At 70.5% G+C, this 17,363-nt stretch carries 18 protein-coding genes; 13 read left to right on the top strand and 5 right to left on the bottom strand.

Annotation, left to right across the window (positions count from 1 at the left end):
* Positions 1–158 precede the first annotated feature (158 nt).
* Positions 159–980, bottom strand: coding sequence for a hypothetical protein (locus MKD51_RS07290; RefSeq protein WP_240239670.1), 822 nt, complete (start codon positions 978–980; stop codon positions 159–161).
* Between the two features lie 7 nt (positions 981–987).
* Complete coding sequence (locus MKD51_RS07295; RefSeq protein WP_346986696.1) at positions 988–2,319, bottom strand: TerC family protein; 1,332 nt, start codon at positions 2,317–2,319, stop codon at positions 988–990.
* A 174-nt stretch (positions 2,320–2,493) separates the two neighbouring features.
* Between MKD51_RS07295 and ftsY the strand changes: the two genes are divergently transcribed.
* Positions 2,494–3,363: a signal recognition particle-docking protein FtsY gene (gene ftsY / locus MKD51_RS07300; protein ID WP_240239671.1), complete on the top strand. Its 870-nt coding sequence runs from the start codon at positions 2,494–2,496 to the stop codon at positions 3,361–3,363.
* Here ftsY and MKD51_RS07305 read toward each other — a convergent pair whose 3' ends face one another.
* Positions 3,364–4,512 carry an AMP-binding protein gene (locus MKD51_RS07305; RefSeq protein WP_240239672.1) on the bottom strand — a complete coding sequence of 383 codons (1,149 nt, stop codon included), beginning with the start codon at positions 4,510–4,512 and terminating at the stop codon, positions 3,364–3,366.
* 158 nt (positions 4,513–4,670) lie between these two features.
* Here MKD51_RS07305 and ffh point away from each other — a divergent pair, with 158 nt between their 5' ends.
* The 6 genes from ffh (at position 4,671) to MKD51_RS07335 (ending at position 10,872) form a co-directional block, all read left to right on the top strand.
* A complete protein-coding gene (ffh, locus tag MKD51_RS07310; RefSeq protein ID WP_240239673.1) occupies positions 4,671–6,215 on the top strand; it encodes a signal recognition particle protein in 1,545 nt (514 codons plus the stop codon).
* Between the two features lie 103 nt (positions 6,216–6,318).
* Positions 6,319–7,305 carry an ABC transporter substrate-binding protein gene (locus MKD51_RS07315; RefSeq protein ID WP_240239674.1) on the top strand — a complete coding sequence of 329 codons (987 nt, stop codon included), beginning with the start codon at positions 6,319–6,321 and terminating at the stop codon, positions 7,303–7,305.
* An 80-nt stretch (positions 7,306–7,385) separates the two neighbouring features.
* Positions 7,386–8,372, top strand: coding sequence for an iron chelate uptake ABC transporter family permease subunit (locus MKD51_RS07320; protein WP_240239675.1), 987 nt, complete (start codon positions 7,386–7,388; stop codon positions 8,370–8,372).
* Between the two features lies 1 nt (position 8,373).
* Complete coding sequence (locus MKD51_RS07325) at positions 8,374–9,420, top strand: iron chelate uptake ABC transporter family permease subunit (protein WP_240240866.1); 1,047 nt, start codon at positions 8,374–8,376, stop codon at positions 9,418–9,420.
* Positions 9,417–10,172: an ATP-binding cassette domain-containing protein gene (locus MKD51_RS07330; RefSeq protein ID WP_240239676.1), complete on the top strand. Its 756-nt coding sequence runs from the start codon at positions 9,417–9,419 to the stop codon at positions 10,170–10,172. The genes MKD51_RS07325 and MKD51_RS07330 overlap by 4 nt, the downstream gene beginning before the upstream one ends.
* A 43-nt stretch (positions 10,173–10,215) precedes the next feature.
* Positions 10,216–10,872, top strand: coding sequence for an NAD(P)H-binding protein (locus tag MKD51_RS07335; protein ID WP_240239677.1), 657 nt, complete (start codon positions 10,216–10,218; stop codon positions 10,870–10,872).
* A 145-nt stretch (positions 10,873–11,017) separates the two neighbouring features.
* Here MKD51_RS07335 and MKD51_RS07340 read toward each other — a convergent pair whose 3' ends face one another.
* Positions 11,018–12,121, bottom strand: a complete 1,104-nt coding sequence (locus tag MKD51_RS07340) for a GNAT family N-acetyltransferase (protein WP_240239678.1) — start codon at positions 12,119–12,121, stop codon at positions 11,018–11,020.
* Between the two features lie 38 nt (positions 12,122–12,159).
* Here MKD51_RS07340 and MKD51_RS07345 point away from each other — a divergent pair, with 38 nt between their 5' ends.
* Complete coding sequence (locus tag MKD51_RS07345) at positions 12,160–12,984, top strand: LLM class F420-dependent oxidoreductase (RefSeq protein ID WP_240239679.1); 825 nt, start codon at positions 12,160–12,162, stop codon at positions 12,982–12,984.
* An 80-nt stretch (positions 12,985–13,064) separates the two neighbouring features.
* Here MKD51_RS07345 and MKD51_RS07350 read toward each other — a convergent pair whose 3' ends face one another.
* Positions 13,065–14,159 carry a glutamate--cysteine ligase gene (locus MKD51_RS07350; RefSeq protein ID WP_240239680.1) on the bottom strand — a complete coding sequence of 365 codons (1,095 nt, stop codon included), beginning with the start codon at positions 14,157–14,159 and terminating at the stop codon, positions 13,065–13,067.
* A 179-nt stretch (positions 14,160–14,338) separates the two neighbouring features.
* Here MKD51_RS07350 and rpsP point away from each other — a divergent pair, with 179 nt between their 5' ends.
* Genes rpsP through MKD51_RS07375 form a run of 5 tightly spaced genes read left to right on the top strand, consistent with a single transcriptional unit; the run spans position 14,339 to position 17,167 of the window.
* Positions 14,339–14,821: a 30S ribosomal protein S16 gene (rpsP, locus tag MKD51_RS07355; protein WP_240239681.1), complete on the top strand. Its 483-nt coding sequence runs from the start codon at positions 14,339–14,341 to the stop codon at positions 14,819–14,821.
* 2 nt (positions 14,822–14,823) lie between these two features.
* A complete protein-coding gene (locus tag MKD51_RS07360; RefSeq protein WP_240239682.1) occupies positions 14,824–15,060 on the top strand; it encodes an RNA-binding protein in 237 nt (78 codons plus the stop codon).
* Between the two features lie 7 nt (positions 15,061–15,067).
* On the top strand, positions 15,068–15,715 hold the full coding sequence (gene rimM, locus MKD51_RS07365) for a ribosome maturation factor RimM (RefSeq protein ID WP_240239683.1): 648 nt from the start codon (positions 15,068–15,070) through the stop codon (positions 15,713–15,715).
* A 3-nt stretch (positions 15,716–15,718) separates the two neighbouring features.
* Positions 15,719–16,441: a tRNA (guanosine(37)-N1)-methyltransferase TrmD gene (gene trmD / locus MKD51_RS07370; RefSeq protein WP_240239684.1), complete on the top strand. Its 723-nt coding sequence runs from the start codon at positions 15,719–15,721 to the stop codon at positions 16,439–16,441.
* Between the two features lie 51 nt (positions 16,442–16,492).
* Positions 16,493–17,167, top strand: a complete 675-nt coding sequence (locus MKD51_RS07375; protein ID WP_240239685.1) for a hypothetical protein — start codon at positions 16,493–16,495, stop codon at positions 17,165–17,167.
* The last annotated feature ends 196 nt before the right edge of the window (positions 17,168–17,363 follow it).

The raw sequence follows: 17,363 nt of genomic DNA on the forward strand, positions 1-17,363 counted from the left end.
CGGAAAGGGTGGAGGCCCCGAACAGTATGAGTGTTCGGGGCCCCCGATCCTCCCGGAGGAGGATCACCTTCCGAAGAAGGTTCGATCATCATGCGTGGTGCGCGGGGCCCGGCGCAACCCCTGCGTCTGAAGTCACCTCAAGCCGTGGTTGAGACTCGCTACGCCGCCGCCCAGCACCGCAGCATGAGCGCCGAGCGATGCCCGGCGCAGTCGGCGGCGAACGCCTCGAGGTCGGCGATGCCGAGCTGCCGAGCGCCCTTCCGCACCGCGACGTCGCCCATGAGCAGCACATCCGGATCCCCGAGCCGCAGCGAGAGGTAGCCGACCGTCCAGGGCCCGATGCCCTTCAGCTCGAGCAGCAGCGCGCGCATCGCGGGAAGGTCGGATGCGGCCCCCGCCTCGGTGGGAACGCGCACATCGATCGCGCCGCTCGCGACGGCCTCCGCCGCCCGTCGCACGGTCGCCGTCTTCGCGGCGGGTCCGCGCAGAACGTCGGCGCCCGCCGCCACCTGCGCCATCGTGGGGAAGCAGCGATCGATGCCGGTCTCGGCCAGTGCGGCGGGCAGCGGGTCGCCGTGCTCGGCCAGCAGCCCCAGCTGCAGCGTGGCGGCGGCCACCGTGATCTGCTGGCCGACGATCGCGCGGATCAGCATCTCGTGCGCATCCGCGCAGCCGGGCTGCGCGAGCGCGGGACGCGCGGCGATCGCCGCAGCCAGCGCGGGCACGTCGTGCCGTGTCGCAGCCCACGCGAGCCGCTCGTCGGCCGTGCGCCGCGCATCCGCCCCGCTCGTGCCGGTGTCGACCAGGTCGAACAGGCGAGCGAGGTCGGCGTCGGAGGTGTCGACCGTGTCATCGCGCAGCGTCACGCCGGCGACGCGCGGCCCGGGCAGGGCGCGGCGGTAGCCGTCGGGGGAGACGACCTCGACGCCCGGCACCGCGCGCGGCGCGAGCCACGCGAGGATGCCGGGCGCCCCGGTCACGGCTGCGTCAGGCCTTCGGGTCGGCGTCGTCGGCCTCGGTGCCGGCAGACGGTGCGTCTGCTGACGGTGCGTCTGCCGGCCGAGCACCGGCCGCCCTGGCGTCACGCTCGCGGATGTGCTCCCGCAGCTCCTCGAGCGAGCTCTCGTCCATGTCGGCGCGGGCTGCGCTGCGCAGCTCGTCCTCGTGGAAGTCGGATGCCATGCCCTCCTGGCCCTTCGCGTCGACGACCTTCAGGGTGCCGGTGGCGGTGGGCTCGACCCGCAGCGGACGGTAGAACGCCGTGCCCGTCGCGTCGACGATGTGGTAGTGGCCGTCGGCGCCCAGCTCGGCCTCGGACGGGCCGAGGTGCAGCGACGTGTCGCCCGTCTTGCGGGCGTCGATGCGCAGCTTGATGAGCGACGCGATGACCGCGACGACCATCGAGACGAGGATGACGACGAGCGAGTGCCAGGTCTCGATGTGGGGGACCCACTCGATCGGCTGGCCGTTGTTGAGGAACGGCAGCTCGTTGGCCTCCATGGCGTGGAAGACGAGCTTCACGCCGATGAAGCCGAGGATCGCCGCGATGCCGTAGTGCAGGTAGACGAGGCGGTCGAGCAGGCCGCCGAGCAGGAAGTAGAGCTGGCGCAGACCCATGAGCGCGAAGATGTTGCACGCGAACACCAGGAACGGATCGGTCGTCACCGAGAAGATCGCGGGGATCGAGTCGATCGCGAACAGCAGGTCGGTCGTGCCCAGTGCCAGGATCACCATGAGGAAGGGCGTGAAGTAGCGCACGCCCTCCTGGGTGAGCGTCGCCTTGCCGCCGTTCCAGGTGTCGGTGACGTTGACGCGCTTCTTCAGCATCCGCACGACGAAGTTGTCCTTCTCGCCCGACTCGTCCTCGCCGCCGAAGGCCTGCTTCCAGGCGACGTACACGAGGTAGGCGCCGAAGATGTAGAAGACCCACGAGAACGACTCGATGATCTGCACGCCGACGACGATGAAGATGCCGCGCAGCACGATGGCGATCAGGATGCCGATCATGAGCACGCGCTGCTGCATCTCCTTCGGCACCGCGAAGCGGCTCAGGATGATGATGAAGACGAACAGGTTGTCGATCGAGAGCGAGTACTCGAGCAGCCAGCCGGTGACGAACTCACCCGCGTGCTGCGCGTCGCCCATCACGAACAGCACGCCGGCGAACACGAGCGCGAGCGAGACGTAGAAGACGACCCAGGCGGTCGCCTCCTTCATCGACGGCACGTGCGGTCGCTTGATGACGATCAGCAGGTCGAAGATGAGCACGCCGACGAGCAGCGTCAGGGAGACGATCTCGAAGATCTGGTACGGGGTCAAAGCGGCCGGCCTCTCGGAATGGGTGCGTGGATGGACGCGAACGTCTCTCCCGCGCAGATTGCGCCGCCGCGACCGGGCGCCGCACTGCGGCTCCGTGATGACGATCGCGGCGTGACGGGATACTCCCCTTCGCCGAGGCAAGAGTCTACCGGCTGGGCCGCCTACCATGGACGCATGGCAGCGAAGTGGTCTCTCTCCGGCGCCCTCAGGGGCATGTTCCAGCGAGAGACGATCACGGAGGAGACCTGGGACGACCTCGAGACGGCGCTGATCATGGCCGACTTCGGCCCCGACATCACCGAGCAGCTGATCGACGCCCTGCGCGCCGACGTCACCCGCCTCATGATCGACGACCCGCAGGATCTGCGCCGCATGCTGCGGGAGCGTCTCGAGGAGCGCTTCGCCGAGTACGACCCGACGCTGTCGCTGCAGGAGCGGCCCGCGGTGATCCTCGTCGTCGGCGTCAACGGCGTCGGCAAGACCACCACCATCGGCAAGCTCGCGCGCTTCCTCGTCGTCAACGGCCAGTCGGTCGTCGTGGGCGCCGCCGACACCTTCCGTGCCGCGGCCGTCGAGCAGCTCGCCACCTGGGCGCAGCGCGCCGGCGTCGCCGTCGTGCGGCCCGAGATCGAGGGCCAGGACCCCGCATCCGTCGCCTTCCAGACCGTCGCGGCGGCGAAGCAGCACGGTCACACGATGTGCATCATCGACACCGCCGGCCGCCTGCACACCAAGGGCGGGCTGATGGATGAGCTCGGCAAGATCAAGCGCGTGATCGAGAAGCAGTCGCCGATCTCGGAGGTGCTGCTCGTGCTCGACGCCACCACCGGCCAGAACGGCGTCTCGCAGGCGCAGGCCTTCATCGAGTCGGCCGGCATCACCGGGCTCGTGATCACGAAGCTCGACGGCAGCGCGAAGGGCGGCTTCATCCTCGCCGTGCAGGAGCGCACGGGCATCCCGATCAAGCTCATCGGCCAGGGCGAGGGCATCGACGACCTGACGGGCTTCACGCCGCACGTCTTCGTCGAGCAGCTCGTCGGCTAGCTAGTCGGCCGTGTCCGGCTGCGACAGGGCACCCACGATCGTGAGCCTGCCGTCGTCGATGCGCGCCTGATCCTCGGTGATGACCGTCGCGTGCGCGCCGCGCACCCACAGCAGCCCGGTCGCATCGCCGCGGCCCGCGTGCCCGACGATGCCGAAGTCGCTGCCCGGCAGGCGCAGGCCGGCGGTGCCGGGATGCGCCGAGAGCAGCTCTGGCGTCGCGACGGCGATCGTGCCGGTCTGCACGGTGCCGTAGGCGGTCAGCACGATCGGGCCCCAGGTCGCGTGCAGCCGCCGCACGAGATCGGCGTCGATGTCCTCGCCCGCCACCAGGATGCGGCGCAGCCGCGGCGGCGCCTCGCCCGAGCGCTCCAGCTCGTCGAGGATGCCCGTGAGCTGCCGGGGCGAGGCCGAGAGCACCGAGACGAAGCGCTCGCGGATGATGCGGATGCGGTCGGCGGCAGGCGTGTGGGCGGCGCTCACGAGCGTGGCGCCCGCGAGCAGCGCCATGCCCAGCAGCTGCAGGCCCTGGCCGCGGTGCGGGGGAGCGCACGCGAGCACCACATCCGTGCCCTCGATGCCGAGCCGGTCGTGCAGACCGGCGAGCTGCCGGAGCCCCTGCACGCCCATCGCGCCCTGCACGTGCGGCGTGATGGTGCCGGATGCCGTCTTCAGCGGCAGCACGATGCGCGCGCGATGGCGGGTGCGCGCGAGGCCGGAGCCGTCAGTCGTCGACCACTCCATGATCTGCTCGGTGGTCACCGTCGGCCCGTGGTGCCAGGTCGGCGCCTCACCCTCGTGGATCAGCAGGGCGTCGCGGGGCACGGCGCGTGAGAACTCGTCGAGCGCGCGGGGGCTGAGCGGCATGACGTCGAGCCCGAGCCGAGCGACCGCGAGCAGCGCGATCTGCATGGCAGGGCCGCCGCAGGCGATCGCGACGGGCAGCGGCCTGCGGTCGAGTGGGCCGAGGTAGAGCACGGCGGCGACGCCCTCAGCCGCGTGCCACAGCTCGCGGAAGGTCGCGCTCCAGCCGTCGACCACCAGGCCGGCGCGGTCGCCGTGCACACGCGCAGCGTGGCGCGCGAGCGCCGTGATCGTGATGCCGTGCACACGCACGCTGCGCCAGAGCGACCGTGCGTGCGTCGGCGGCATGCCTCGAAGGCGCATGCGGGACCCCCCCTCTGCGGTGACGGAACCAGCATGCCAGGTGTCCGCGGCCCGAGACGGGCCGCGGCGCTGGGCTCGCGGCGTCGACCAGAAATGGTCGCCGCTCCAGAGCGCCACCGCGCGAAGGTAGACTGGTCGGCACCATGGCTGCGTTCGGTTCACTCTCCACTCGACTCACCGAGACCCTCGCCAAGCTCCGCACGAAGGGCAAGCTCTCCGCGTCGGACGTCGACGGGACGGTGCGCGAGATCCGTCGTGCGCTGCTCGACGCCGACGTCGCGCTCGAGGTCGTCAAGTCGTTCACCGCCGCGGTGCGAGAGCGCGCCCTAGGCGCCGAGGTCGCCGAGGCGCTGAACCCTGCCCAGCAGGTCGTGCAGATCGTCAACGACGAGCTCGTCAGCATCCTGGGAGGCGAGAGCCGCCAGCTGGAGCTCGCGAAGCAGCCGCCGACCGTGATCATGCTCGCCGGCCTCCAGGGCGCGGGCAAGACGACGCTCGCCGGCAAGCTCGCCAAGCACCTGCGCAGCAAGGGCCACACGCCGCTGCTGGTCGCGAGCGACCTCCAGCGCCCCAACGCCGTGACACAGCTGCAGGTCGTCGGCGGCCAGGCAGGCGTGCAGGTCTTCGCGCCCGAGCCCGGCAATGGCATCGGTGACCCCGTCAAGGTGGCGCGCGATGGCGTGGCCGAGGCGAAGCGACGGATGTACGACATCGTCATCGTCGACACGGCCGGCCGTCTCGGCGTCGACGCCGACATGATGCGCCAGGCCGCAGACATCCGGAAGGCCGTGCAGCCCGACGAGGTGCTGTTCGTCATCGACGCGATGATCGGTCAGGACGCTGTCGCCACGGCCAAGGCCTTCCAGGAGGGCGTCGACTTCACCGGTGTCGTGCTCACGAAGCTCGACGGCGACGCCCGCGGCGGCGCCGCGCTCTCGATCCGCGGCATGACGGGGAAGCCCATCCTGTTCGCCTCCACCGGCGAGACGCTCGACGACTTCGAGCCCTTCCACCCCGACCGCATGGCGAGCCGCATCCTCGACCTCGGCGACATCCTCACCCTCATCGAGCAGGCGCAGAAGACCTTCGACGAGGAGGAGGCGCACCGCCTCGCCGAGTCGATCGCGACCGACGGCTTCACGCTCGAGGACTTCCTCAAGCAGATGCAGCAGCTGCGCAAGGCCGGCAACTTCAAGCAGATGCTCGGCATGCTGCCTGGTGGCAAGGGCATGCGCGAGGCCATCGACTCGTTCGACGAGGGCGAGCTCGTGCGCACCGAGGCGATCATCCAGTCGATGACGCCGCAGGAGCGGAGGCAGTCGAAGCTGCTCAACGGCTCGCGCCGGCTGCGCATCGCGCGCGGCTCTGGCGTCACGGTCACCGACGTCAACCAGCTCATCGCGCGCTTCGAGCAGGCGGCGAAGATGATGAAGACCGTCGCCAAGGGCGGCGTGCCGCAGATGCCCGGCATGGGGCCGATGCCCGGCATGCGCCAGGGCAAGAAGGCCGTGCAGAAGCCCAGCAAACAGCAGCGTCGCTCCGGCAACCCCGCGAAGCGCACCGAGGTGCCAGCCCCGTCTGCCGCTCCGCAGGGGAGCGCATTCGGCAAGCCCAAGGCAGAGGGCGCCTTCGGCGAGCTCTCCAGCACCGATCAGGAAGCGCTGCAGCGCATGCTTGGCAACGGCTGAGCCGATCTGCCCTGTCGAGCGATCATCTGGTCGTGGCGTTCCCTCGCGGATGCAACTTAGGTTAGGCTTGCCTTATCTGACAACGCCTCACCAAGGAGACTCCATGTCCGCGAAGCGATCCCTCGCCGCATTGTCGCTGCTCGCTGCCTCAGCAGTCGTGCTCGCCGGCTGCTCGGCGTCCGACGCCGCCCCCGCCGAGACCTCGGACGCTGCCGAGACCGTCCAGGTCGAGGACAACAGCGGCACGCAGACCGTGCCTGCAGCCCCGACCTCGGTCGTCGCGCTCGACAACCGCACCTTCGAGACGCTCTCCGACTGGGGCGTCGAGCTCTCGGCCGCCGCGGTGGCGCTCATGCCGGAGACCAACGCCTACACGCAGGACGAGTCGATCGTCGACATCGGCAATCACCGTGAGCCGAACCTCGAGCTCATCGTCGCCGCCGAGCCCGACCTCGTCATCAGCGGCCAGCGATTCTCGGATCGTGACGCTGACATCGCTGCGCTCGTGCCCGACGCCGCGATCCTGCAGCTCGAGCCGCGTGAGGGCGAGGCCTTCGACGAGGAGCTCCGCCGCCAGGTGACGGTGCTCGGCGAGGTCTTCGGCAAGCAGGCAGAGGCCGAGCAGCTCGTCGCCGACTTCGATGCCGCCATCGAGCGTGCCGCGAACGCGTACGACGCCTCGCAGTCCGTCATGGCAGTCACGACCACCGGCGGCGAGATCGGCTATCTCGCGCCCTCGGTCGGCCGCACGCTCGGACCGGTCTTCGACATCCTCGGCATGACGCCGGCGCTTGAGGTGGAAGGCTCCACCGACGACCACCAGGGCGACGACATCTCGGTCGAGGCGATCGCCGACTCCAACCCTGACTGGATCCTGGTGATGGATCGCGACGCCGCCGTGGGTGCTGACGACCCGGCATTCGCGCCTGCCGCCGACATCCTCGAGGGCTCCGAGGCGCTGACAGGAGTCACCGCGGTGCAGGAGGGAAACCTCGTGTACATGCCCGCCGACACCTACACGAACGAGAGCATCCAGACCTTCACCGAGTTCCTGAACGGCTTCGCCGACGCTCTCGAATCCGCGAGCTGACGCACGAGTCGCATGCGCGATGGCGGGGCCGGAGAGGCCCCGCCATCGTCGCGGTCGAAGGAGATGAGGATGGACGAGGCATGACGGATGCAGCGGTGGCCCCGCTCGTGCGGAGCCGTCGGCAGCTGTTCGACTGGCGCCTGCTGATCGGCGTCGTGGTGGTCGCGGGGCTCCTGGTCGTCTCGCTCTTCACGGGCGTCTACGACGTGGTCGGCGCGGAGGACGGCAGCGAGATGTTCGCGATCACGCGCATCCCGCGCACGATCGCGCTCGTGCTCGCGGGGGCGGCGATGGCGATGTGCGGCCTCGTCCTGCAGCTGCTGACGCAGAACCGATTCGTGGAGCCCACGACGACCGGCACGACCGAGTGGGCGGGCCTGGGCCTCATGGTGGTGATGATCGTCGTGCCGGGCGCCGGCATCCTGCCGCGCATGACCGGCGCGATCGTCGCAGCGTTCGTCGGCACGATGGTCTTCTTCCTCTTCCTGCGGCGAGTGTCGCTGCGGGCATCGCTCATCGTTCCGATCGTCGGCATCATGCTGGGCGCGGTCGTCTCGGCCGTCTCCACCTTCATCGCGCTGCAGACCGACATGCTGCAGAGCCTCGGCGTCTGGTTCGCTGGCAGCTTCACCTCGGTGCTGCGCGGCCAGTACGAGTTCCTCTGGGTGGTCGCGATCGTCGCGGTCGCGGTGTTCGTCATCGCCGACCGCTTCACCGTCGCGGGTCTCGGCGAGGAGATCGCCACCAACGTGGGGCTCGACTACCAGCGCGTCGTGCTGCTGGGGGCCGGGCTCGTCGCCATCGCCACCGGCGTCGTCACCGTGATCGTCGGCAGTCTGCCGTTCCTGGGTCTCATCGTGCCCAACATCGTCTCGATGGTGCGCGGCGACGACCTGCGCAGCAACCTGCCGTGGGTGTGCCTGCTGGGCATCGCCATCGTCACCGCCTGCGACCTCGTCGGCCGCACGATCATCGCGCCGTTCGAGGTGCCGGTCTCGCTCATCCTCGGCGTGCTCGGCGCTGTCGTCTTCGTCGCCCTCCTGCTGAGGCAGCGGCGCCGTGGCTGAGATGCACGAGGTGCGTGACGACCGGGCCGTGGCCGGCACCCTGCCGCCACGGACATCCGCTGCCCTTCCGAGCCGCAGGGCTCGGCTGCGCTACCGCGTCGTGCTGGCGTCGCTCATCGTGCTCGCCGCCGGCTTCGCCTTCGGGCTGCTCGCCTGGGACAACCCCATGCCGATCGGCACTGACGGCTTCTGGCGCATCGCCGAGATGCGCGTCACGAGCGTCATCGTGATGGCCGTCGTCGCGGTCTGCCAGGCGGTCGCGACGGTCAGCTTCCAGACGGTGACGAACAACCGCATCATCACGCCGTCGATCATGGGCTTCGAGTCGCTGTACACCGCGGTGCAGACCTCGGCTGTCTACTTCCTCGGCATCGCCGGCATCATCGCGCTGCAGGGCGTGCCGCAGTTCGTGCTGCAGGTGGCGCTGATGGTCGGCTTCTCGCTGCTGCTCTACGGCTGGCTGCTCTCGGGCCGCTACGGCAATCTGCCGGTGATGCTGCTGATCGGCATCGTCATCGGCGGCGGACTGGGCTCGGTCTCGGCCTTCATGCAGCGGCTGCTCTCGCCCAGCGAGTTCGACGTGCTGAGCGCGCGCCTGTTCGGCAACGTCTCGAACGCCGACCCCGCCTACCTGCCGGTGGCGATCCCGTTGTGCGTGCTCGCCGCCGGGGCGCTGTGGCTGCGCGCGAGGAAGCTCAACGTGCTCGCGCTCGGCCGCGACGTCAGCATGAGCATGGGGCTGTCGCACCGATCAGAGCTCATGCAGGTGCTCTTCCTCGTCTCGATCCTGATGGCGGTCTCGACCGCGCTCGTCGGCCCGATGGTGTTCCTCGGCTTCCTGGTGGCGACCCTCGCCTACCAGGCCGCCGATACCTACGACCACCGCCGCATCCTGCCGGTCGCCGTGCTGCTCGCGTTCGTGGTGCTGAGCGGCGCCTACTTCATCATGCGCCACGTCTTCTATGCGGAGGGCGTCGTCTCGATCATCATCGAGCTCATCGGCGGCAGCGTCTTCCTCTTCGTCATCCTCAGAAAGGGCCGGCTGTGATCACGCTCCGGGATGTCCGCAAGGACTACAGCGACGAGGTCTCGATCGGGCCCGTCACGATCGAGATCCCGAGGGGCGGCATCACCGCGCTCATCGGCCCCAACGGCGCGGGCAAGTCGACGCTGCTGACGATGATCGGTCGGCTGCTCGGGCTCGACTCGGGCACGATCGAGATCGGCGGGCACGACGTGACCCGCACCCGCTCGAAGGATCTCGCGAAGGTCGTCTCGATCCTGCGGCAGGAGAACCACTTCATCACTCGCCTGACCGTGCGGCAGCTCGTCGCGTTCGGGCGCTTCCCGCACTCGAAGGGGCGGCTGACCGCGCAGGACGAGCAGCTCGTCAGCCAGGCGATCGACTTCGTCGACCTCGGCACGCTCGAGCACCGCTACCTCGACGAGCTCTCCGGCGGCCAGCGCCAGCGCGCCTATGTGGCGATGGTGCTCGCGCAGGACACCGAGTACGTGCTGCTCGACGAGCCGCTCAACAACCTCGACATGCGCCACTCCGTGCAGATGATGCGGCACCTGCGACGTGCCGCCGAGGAGCTCGGGCGCACCATCGTGCTGGTGGTGCACGACATCAACTTCGCCGGCCACTACGCCGATCGCATCTGCGCCGTGAAGGACGGCCGGATCGTCGAGTTCGGCACCGCGGCGGAGATGATGACGGATGCGGTGCTGACGCGCGTCTTCGACACCCCCGTGCAGGTCATCGAAGGACCCAACGGCCCGCTCGCCGTCTACTACTGAGCGCGGGCACCCGAGCGCCACCCGGGCCGCGTACGGTGGGGGCATGGCACGCATCATCATCCTCGGCGCCCACGGCAAGATCGCGCTCCTCGCGCTGCGCATGCTCGCGCACGCGGAGCACACCGTCCATGGCGTCATCCGCAATCCCGACCACTCGGCCGACATCGAGGCCACCGGCGCAGAGCCGGTCGTCGCCGATCTCGAGTCGCTCGAGCAGTCGGCGGTGGACAACCTGCTGCAGGGCTACGACGTCGTCGTGTGGTCGGCGGGGGCCGGTGGCGGCACCGCGGAGCGCACGCGCGCCGTCGACCACGACGCGGCGCTCAGGGTGCTGGATGCGGTGGGCCGCTCGGGTGCGCGGCTGCTGATGGTCTCGTACTTCGGATCGAGCCGTGAGCACGGCGTGCCGGAGGACAACGGCTTCTTCGCCTACGCCGAGGCGAAGTCGCTCGTCGACGAGGCGATCCGCTCCTCGGGCGCCGACTGGGTGATCCTCGCTCCCTCGACACTCACGCTCGAGGACGAGGGCGGCATCGAGATCGACGAGCCAGAGGGCACGATCGAGGCGGGCCAGATCCCTCGCGCGACGGTGGCGAGGCTCATCGCGGAGGTCGTGGCGCGGCCCGAGCTGCGCGGGGTCACGATCCGCTGCAACGCGGGCGCGACGCCCGTCGGCGAGGCGCTCGACGCCCCGGCCTGACGGCAGGCTGCCGTCGGTCGAGGAGGCCGCGACCGCAGGTCGCTGCCGTCACGAGGCCGGGAGGTGTCTGCCCGCTCCTGCGGTCTCGTGACGCGAGCGGGCTTCGCCCGCGCGCTCCTCGACCTGCGGACCTGCGGAACGCGCTCTACAGCTCGATCGAGTACATCCGCGAGCCGTGCTCCATCGTGTACCCGAGGCTCGCGTAGAGCCCGTGCGCACCAGAGGGGTTCTCGGTGTCGACATCGAGCACCGCGGCGTCCATGCCCGAGTCAGCGAACGCCCGCATGCTCGCTGCGAGCGCCGCCACCGCCGCCTTCCTGCCGCGGTAGGCGCGGCGCGTGCCGAGCAGATCGGTGTAGCCGAAGGTGTAGCCGCGCACCTCGAAGTCGGCGGTGAAGCGGCTGTTCAGCGAGTAGGCGACCACGAGCGGGTCTCCGGCCTCCAGCGCGGCGCGTGTGGACGCATCCGTCGCCTCGTCCGCCAGCAGCGCCGCCACATCGGGCGCGTCGTCGACGACGACGAACGACCACTCCGCTGCGAACTCGCTGCGGCCGTTCTGCCACTGCTCGATCGTCTGCGGCTCGCTGCCCCAGTGGTCGCGGAAGGCGTCGTTGTGCGCGAGCCGGGTGGCGTCATCGACCTCCTCAGAGAACGGCACGAGCCGCAGCGAGCCCGTCAGCGCGACCTCGGGGATGGGCGGCGCGTCGCCCGTCAATGGCCGCTTGAGGTCGGAGAAGTAGCGACGTGGCTCGAAGCCCGCGTGCAGGTACATGCGGTGCCTCGACTGCGGGTCGTCGTCCTCCGCGTAGGCGGCGATGCGCCCGGGCAGGTCCTTGCCCGAGGCCGCGAGGATCTGACGGGCGCGCGCGACCTGCCACGCGAACACCTCGCGGCCGATGCCCTCGCCGCGTCGCTCGGGGTGCACGCCGCCGAACGCGATGGCGCGCACCGTGGTCGTGTCGCCGGGGAACGCGATGACGAGCGCGGATGCGCGCAGCACGCCGTCGTCGTCGAAGCCCAGCAGCGAGTCGTGCTCGAGATCGCGCCAGGTGGCTCCGAGCTCTTCGCGCGTCTCCTCCTCGGTCTCGCGGTAGGGCGCCTCGTCGGCAGCGGCCATGGCGTTGTTGAGCGCGTTCACCAGCGGCGCGTCGTCGATCGTCGCGGGCCGCCAGCGGAGCCCTCCGGCGGTGATGACGGGCAGGACTGCAGGCGCTGCGGCGCGCTCGGCGATGGGGGAGAGTTCTGGCACGCAGCAACCCTACGTCTGCGCACCCATAGGGTCGAAGCATGACCGAGCGATACGGCGTCCACCGCCCGACCAGGATCGGCGTGCAGCTCTCGCCGCAGCACACCACCGTGCAGGCCACGATCGATGCCGCCAAGCGGCTCGAGGAGATGGGCGTCGACGCCGTCTTCGGCTGGGACCACTTCTTCCCGCTCTCGGGCGACCCCGAGGGCACCCACTTCGAGGCGACCACGCAGCTGGCCGCGTGGGCCGTCGCGACCGAGCGGGTGCAGATCGGCCCGCTGGTCTTCTGCAACTCCTACCGCAACCCCGATCTGCTCGCCGACGTCGCCCGCACCATCGACCACATCTCCGGCGGCCGGTTCATCTTCGGCATCGGTGGAGGATGGTTCGAGCGCGACTATGCGGAGTACGGCTACGACTTCGGCACGGTGGGCTCGCGCCTGCGTGCCCTCGCCGACTCGCTGCCGCGCATCCGCGCCCGCTGGGAGCGGCTCAACCCGCCGCCGCTGGGCGACATGCCCATCCTGATCGGCGGCAAGGGCGAGCAGAAGACGCTGCCGATGGTCGCAGAGCACGCCGATATCTGGCACTCGTTCGTCGGCCCCGATGAGCTGCCGCACAAGCTCGAGGTGCTGCGCGGTCACTGCGAGGCGCGCGGCCGCGACATCGACGAGATCGAGATCTCCAACGGCGCGAGCGTGCGCGATGGCGTCGGCGGCGTCGGGTTCGACCGCCTCGACGCGCTGCACGCTGCCGGCACGCGGCTGCTCACGATCCCGCTCTCCGGCGACGACAGCGCCGACGGCTATGCGCTCGACCGCGTGCCGGCCTTCCTCGAGTGGCGCGACCGGAAGAACGCCTAGCGTTCTGCAGGGAGCGGGTAGAGCGCGTCGGCCCTGCCGGCCGACGCAGTCGAAACCAAGACCGGAAGAACGCCTAGCGCCTACGCCCGCATCGCCTCGAGCATCTGGGCCAGCACTGCCCGGTGGCCGCCGCGCGCGTAGGCGGCGCGCTGCTGCGCCGCAGAGCCGCCCCGATCGAGCACGCTGCTGGCCGCCGCGAGGGAGCGCACGGCGCCGAGATCTGCCGCGACCGGCGCGAGCCGCTCGATCGTCTCGCCCAGCGCGTCGCGCACGGGCTGCAGCGTGCCCTCCTCGTCGACGATCGCCGTCGCGTCGAGGCCGTCGCGCGCGGCGCGCCACTTGTTCTCGCGCACGAGCCACGACGGCAGGTGCCGCTGCGGCTCGCCGTCGTCGAGCGCGCGCGAGGCCTCTTCGATCAGGCAGTGGATGAGCGCGGTCACGCCAGCGAGGTCGTCGATCGAGGGGGCGCCGTCGGCGACGCGCACCTCGATCGTGCCGAGCGCAGGGGAGGGCCGCACATCCCAGCGCAGCTCGCCGACATCCTCGATGACGCCGGCGGTGAGCATGTCGCGCAGCGTGCGCTCGTACTCGCCCCAGTCGACGAGCATCGGCGGCAGGCCACCCGTCGGCAGCTGCTGGAAGAGCATCGTGCGATGCGAGGCGAAGCCCGTGTCGAGGCCCTGCCAGTAGGGGCTCGAGGCCGAGAGCGCGAGGATGAGCGGCAGCCGGTCGAGCATCGTGCGCATGAGCGGCACGACCTTGTCCCTGTCTTCGACGCCCACGTGATTGTGCACGCCGAAGATGATGAGCCGGCGGCCCCAGTCGCCCGCCTTCTGGATGACGCGCTCATAGCGTGGGTCGTCGCCCTGCGCCTGCTCGCGCCATCTGCTGGTCGGATGCGTGCCGGTGCCCATGAGCGCGACGCCCAGCCGGTCGGCAGCCTCGCACGCCGTGTCGCGCATCGCCCTGAGCTCGTCGATCGCCTCGTCCGTGGTGGTGTGCACCCCGGTGATCAGCTCGATCATGCCGGTGAGGAACTCCTTGTCGAAGCGCGTGTCGTCGATGGCGGCGAGCAGCTCCTTGGCGCGCGGGACGATGTCGCCGCTGGTCGGGTCGACGAGGGCGAGCTCCCACTCGACGCCGAGCGACGAGCGGGGGGACGCGGCGAACTTCATGGCTGAAGCGTAAGCGGTGACGAGCGGTGGCGCGCGAGTCGTCGTGTCATGTGCCAGAATGGGGGGTCGAGCCCGTGCCGACCCTCTATCCGGCGCGCGATGCTCACCGAGCTTTGCGGTCGCGCTGCCCCACATGTGCAGGCCGCGGTGCAACACAACTCACAAAAAGCAGGAGAACTGTGGCAGTCAAGATCCGTCTGAAGCGCTTTGGCAAGATCCGCGCGCCCTTCTACCGCGTCGTCGTGGCCGACTCGCGCACCAAGCGCGATGGCCGCGTCATCGAGGAGATCGGGCAGTACCACCCCACCGAGAACCCGTCGTTCATCAAGATCGACAGCGAGCGCGCGCAGTACTGGCTCGGCGTCGGCGCACAGCCGACCGAGCAGGTCGCCGCGCTGCTCAAGCTCACGGGCGACTGGGGTCGCTTCACGGGCGAGGGCCCCACGGAGAGCCAGGTCAAGGCTCCCGAGCCCAAGAAGGTCTTCTCCATCGACGAGGCCAAGAAGCCCGTGCTCAAGGCCAAGGCCGCGAAGCCGGCAGAGGCCCCCGCGGCCCCCGCCGAGGAGGCCCCCGCAGCCGAGGTCGCGTCGACCGACGCCGCTGAGACGCCCGTCGTCGAGTCCGAGCCGGCAGCTGCCGGCGAGGCCGAGAAGCAGGACTGAGCATGCTGCGCGATGCACTCGAGCACCTCGTCAAGGGGATCGTCGATCGCCCCGATGAGGTGCGCGTGGGTTCGCGCGACACGCAGCGCGGCGAGGTCCTCGAGGTGCGCGTGCACCCCGAGGACCTCGGTCGCGTGATCGGGCGCGGCGGTCGCACCGCCGGCGCCTTGCGCACCGTGATGGGTGCGCTCCCCGGAGGACGCCGCGTCCGCGTCGACGTGGTGGACACCGATCGCTAGGCCGGCCGTGCCCGCACGCACCCAGCTTCGTGTCGGACGGCTCGCACGGGCCCATGGGCTCAAGGGCGCGATCAAGATCGAGCTCTACACCGACGACCCCGGTCGACGCTTCGTCCCGGGCGCGCGGTTCGCGCTGCAGGTGCCGACGTCGTCGAAGTGGCACGGCAAGTCACTCGAGCTGGTCGAGCTGCGCGTCTACAACGGCAGCCCCGTCGCCTTCTTCGACGGCGTCACCGACCGCACCGAGGCAGAGTCGCTCATCAAGGCGGTGCTCTGGGTCGAGCAGGACCCCACCGAGCTGACGGGCGAGCCCGATGCCTGGTACGTGCACCAGCTCGCCGGTCTCGAGGTCTGGCGCGATGGCGCCCGCATCGGCCGCGTCGTGCGCGTCGACGCGATGCCCGCGCAGGACATGCTCATCGTCGACATCGACGGCAACGAGGTCCTGGTGCCGTTCGTGAAGGCGATCGTGCCGGAGGTCGACCTGCGCGCCGGCCGCCTCACGGTCACCCCGCCGGCCGGTCTGCTGGAGGAGCTCGAGCAGGAGGATGCCCCCGAGGTCGCGGCCGAGCCCGACGCATCCGCCGAGCCCGACGCGGCGACCGAGCCCGACGCATCCGCCGAGCCCGACGCATCCGCCACCGACCGGGCGTAGACCGTGCGGATCGACATCGTCACGATCTTCCCTGAGTTCTTCGGGGTGCTCGACGTCTCGCTGCTGGGCAAGGCACGCCGCGATGGCGTGCTCGAGCTCGGCGTCCACGACCTGCGCGACTGGACCCACGATCGCCACCGCACGGTCGACGACACGCCCTACGGCGGCGGCGCAGGCATGGTCATGAAGCCCGAGCCGTGGGGAGAGGCGCTCGACGCGCTCCTCGGCGAGACAGACGCGACGGATGCGGTGGTGGTCTTCCCGTCGCCGGCGGGCGTGCCCTTCACGCAGTCGCTCGCGCGCGAGCTCGCGGCCGAGCCGCGCATCATCTTCGCCTGCGGCCGCTACGAGGGCATCGACGCGCGCGTCGCCGACTACGCGGCCACCCGTGCCCGCGTGCTCGAGGTGAGCCTGGGCGACTACGTGCTCAACGGCGGCGAGGTCGCCGCCATGGCGATGATCGAGGCCATCGGTCGACTCGTGCCCGGTGTGGTCGGCAACCCGGAGAGCCTCGTCGAGGAGAGCCACGAGTCCGGCCTGCTCGAGCACCCCTCGTACACGAAGCCGCAGGTGTGGCGCGACCGCGAGGTGCCGGAGGTGCTGCGCAGCGGCAACCATGCACTCGTCGCCGCCTGGCGCCACGAGCAGTCGCTCGAGCGCACGCGCCGGGTGCGGCCCGATCTGCTGCCGCCCGAGGCGCCGGCCGAGGCCCCCCGCACCCGCTAGCCCTCAGCGAACACCCCTGCGGCGCAGAGGATCGCTCGCTAGCCTCGAGGCATGGCGACCAGCCCCCGACCGACGAGCCCCGGACAGCAGCTCCCTGGGCAGCGCACCGGCCAGCAGCGCACCGCGCAGCCGGCCGCACCGCGGCACTGGATCCTGCGCGCATCCTTCTGGGCCTTCGCCGCCGCGATCATCGTGCTGCCGGCCTGGATCATGTTCGGCCGCGGTCTCGCGGGCGCACCGCTGGGGGAGGCGCTGCTGCTGCAGGCGTTCCTCGGGCCGGGCCTCGCCATCATCATCGCCGTGGTCGTCGGCATGACCTTCGCCCGCAAGGGGGTGCGCGGGCCCCGCGCGGTCGCATGGCGCGACCTGCGCCTGGTCGGCCCGTGGCTGCTCGTGATCGCCCTCATGGGTCTCACGGTCGTCGACACCGCGGGCGGCCGCACGGGCAGCGCGCTCACCGCATGGTTCGGAGACGGCTGGCTGACGGCATCGCACTCGTTCACCGCGATCGCCGTGATGGTGACGATCATCGGCGGCATCGTGCTGTTCTGGCTGCAGGTGCTCGAGCTCGGGCGCGAGACCCGCAAGCGCGTCGAGCGCGTGGTCAACGACATGCAGGCGCCGTTGCTCGAGCAGCAGGCGCGCCAGGCGGATGCGAGCTTCGAGCGCATCGACGGCCCGCAGTCCGGCCGCGTCATCCGCATCGAGGACGAAGAGCAGCCCTAGCTCACCGCTCGTCGCACACCGAGAGGGGCGGATGCGTTGGCGCACCCGGCCGGGGTGTGGCAAGATAGATCGTTGGTGCCGCACGCGGTCCGCCCTCACGGGCGGCCTCTGCCACAGGGGAGCGCACGCCAGGCACCGCATCCACTTTCTTCACACCAGCGCGACCGACCTGTGGCGGCCGCAGAGAGCGATTCCC

The organism is Agrococcus sp. ARC_14 (assembly GCF_022436485.1).
Classification (GTDB): domain Bacteria; phylum Actinomycetota; class Actinomycetes; order Actinomycetales; family Microbacteriaceae; genus Agrococcus.

Coding starts and splice junctions, on each gene's coding strand:
- ftsY (WP_240239671.1), top strand. CDS start 2,494: ATGGCAGCGAAGTGGTCTCTCTCCGGCGCCCTCAGGGGCATGTTCCAG.
- MKD51_RS07305 (WP_240239672.1), bottom strand. CDS start 4,512: ATGCCGCCGACGCACGCACGGTCGCTCTGGCGCAGCGTGCGTGTGCAC.
- ffh (WP_240239673.1), top strand. CDS start 4,671: ATGGCTGCGTTCGGTTCACTCTCCACTCGACTCACCGAGACCCTCGCC.
- MKD51_RS07315 (WP_240239674.1), top strand. CDS start 6,319: ATGTCCGCGAAGCGATCCCTCGCCGCATTGTCGCTGCTCGCTGCCTCA.
- MKD51_RS07320 (WP_240239675.1), top strand. CDS start 7,386: ATGACGGATGCAGCGGTGGCCCCGCTCGTGCGGAGCCGTCGGCAGCTG.
- MKD51_RS07325 (WP_240240866.1), top strand. CDS start 8,374: ATGCACGAGGTGCGTGACGACCGGGCCGTGGCCGGCACCCTGCCGCCA.
- MKD51_RS07335 (WP_240239677.1), top strand. CDS start 10,216: ATGGCACGCATCATCATCCTCGGCGCCCACGGCAAGATCGCGCTCCTC.
- MKD51_RS07345 (WP_240239679.1), top strand. CDS start 12,160: ATGACCGAGCGATACGGCGTCCACCGCCCGACCAGGATCGGCGTGCAG.
- MKD51_RS07350 (WP_240239680.1), bottom strand. CDS start 14,159: ATGAAGTTCGCCGCGTCCCCCCGCTCGTCGCTCGGCGTCGAGTGGGAG.
- MKD51_RS07360 (WP_240239682.1), top strand. CDS start 14,824: ATGCTGCGCGATGCACTCGAGCACCTCGTCAAGGGGATCGTCGATCGC.
- MKD51_RS07375 (WP_240239685.1), top strand. CDS start 16,493: ATGGCGACCAGCCCCCGACCGACGAGCCCCGGACAGCAGCTCCCTGGG.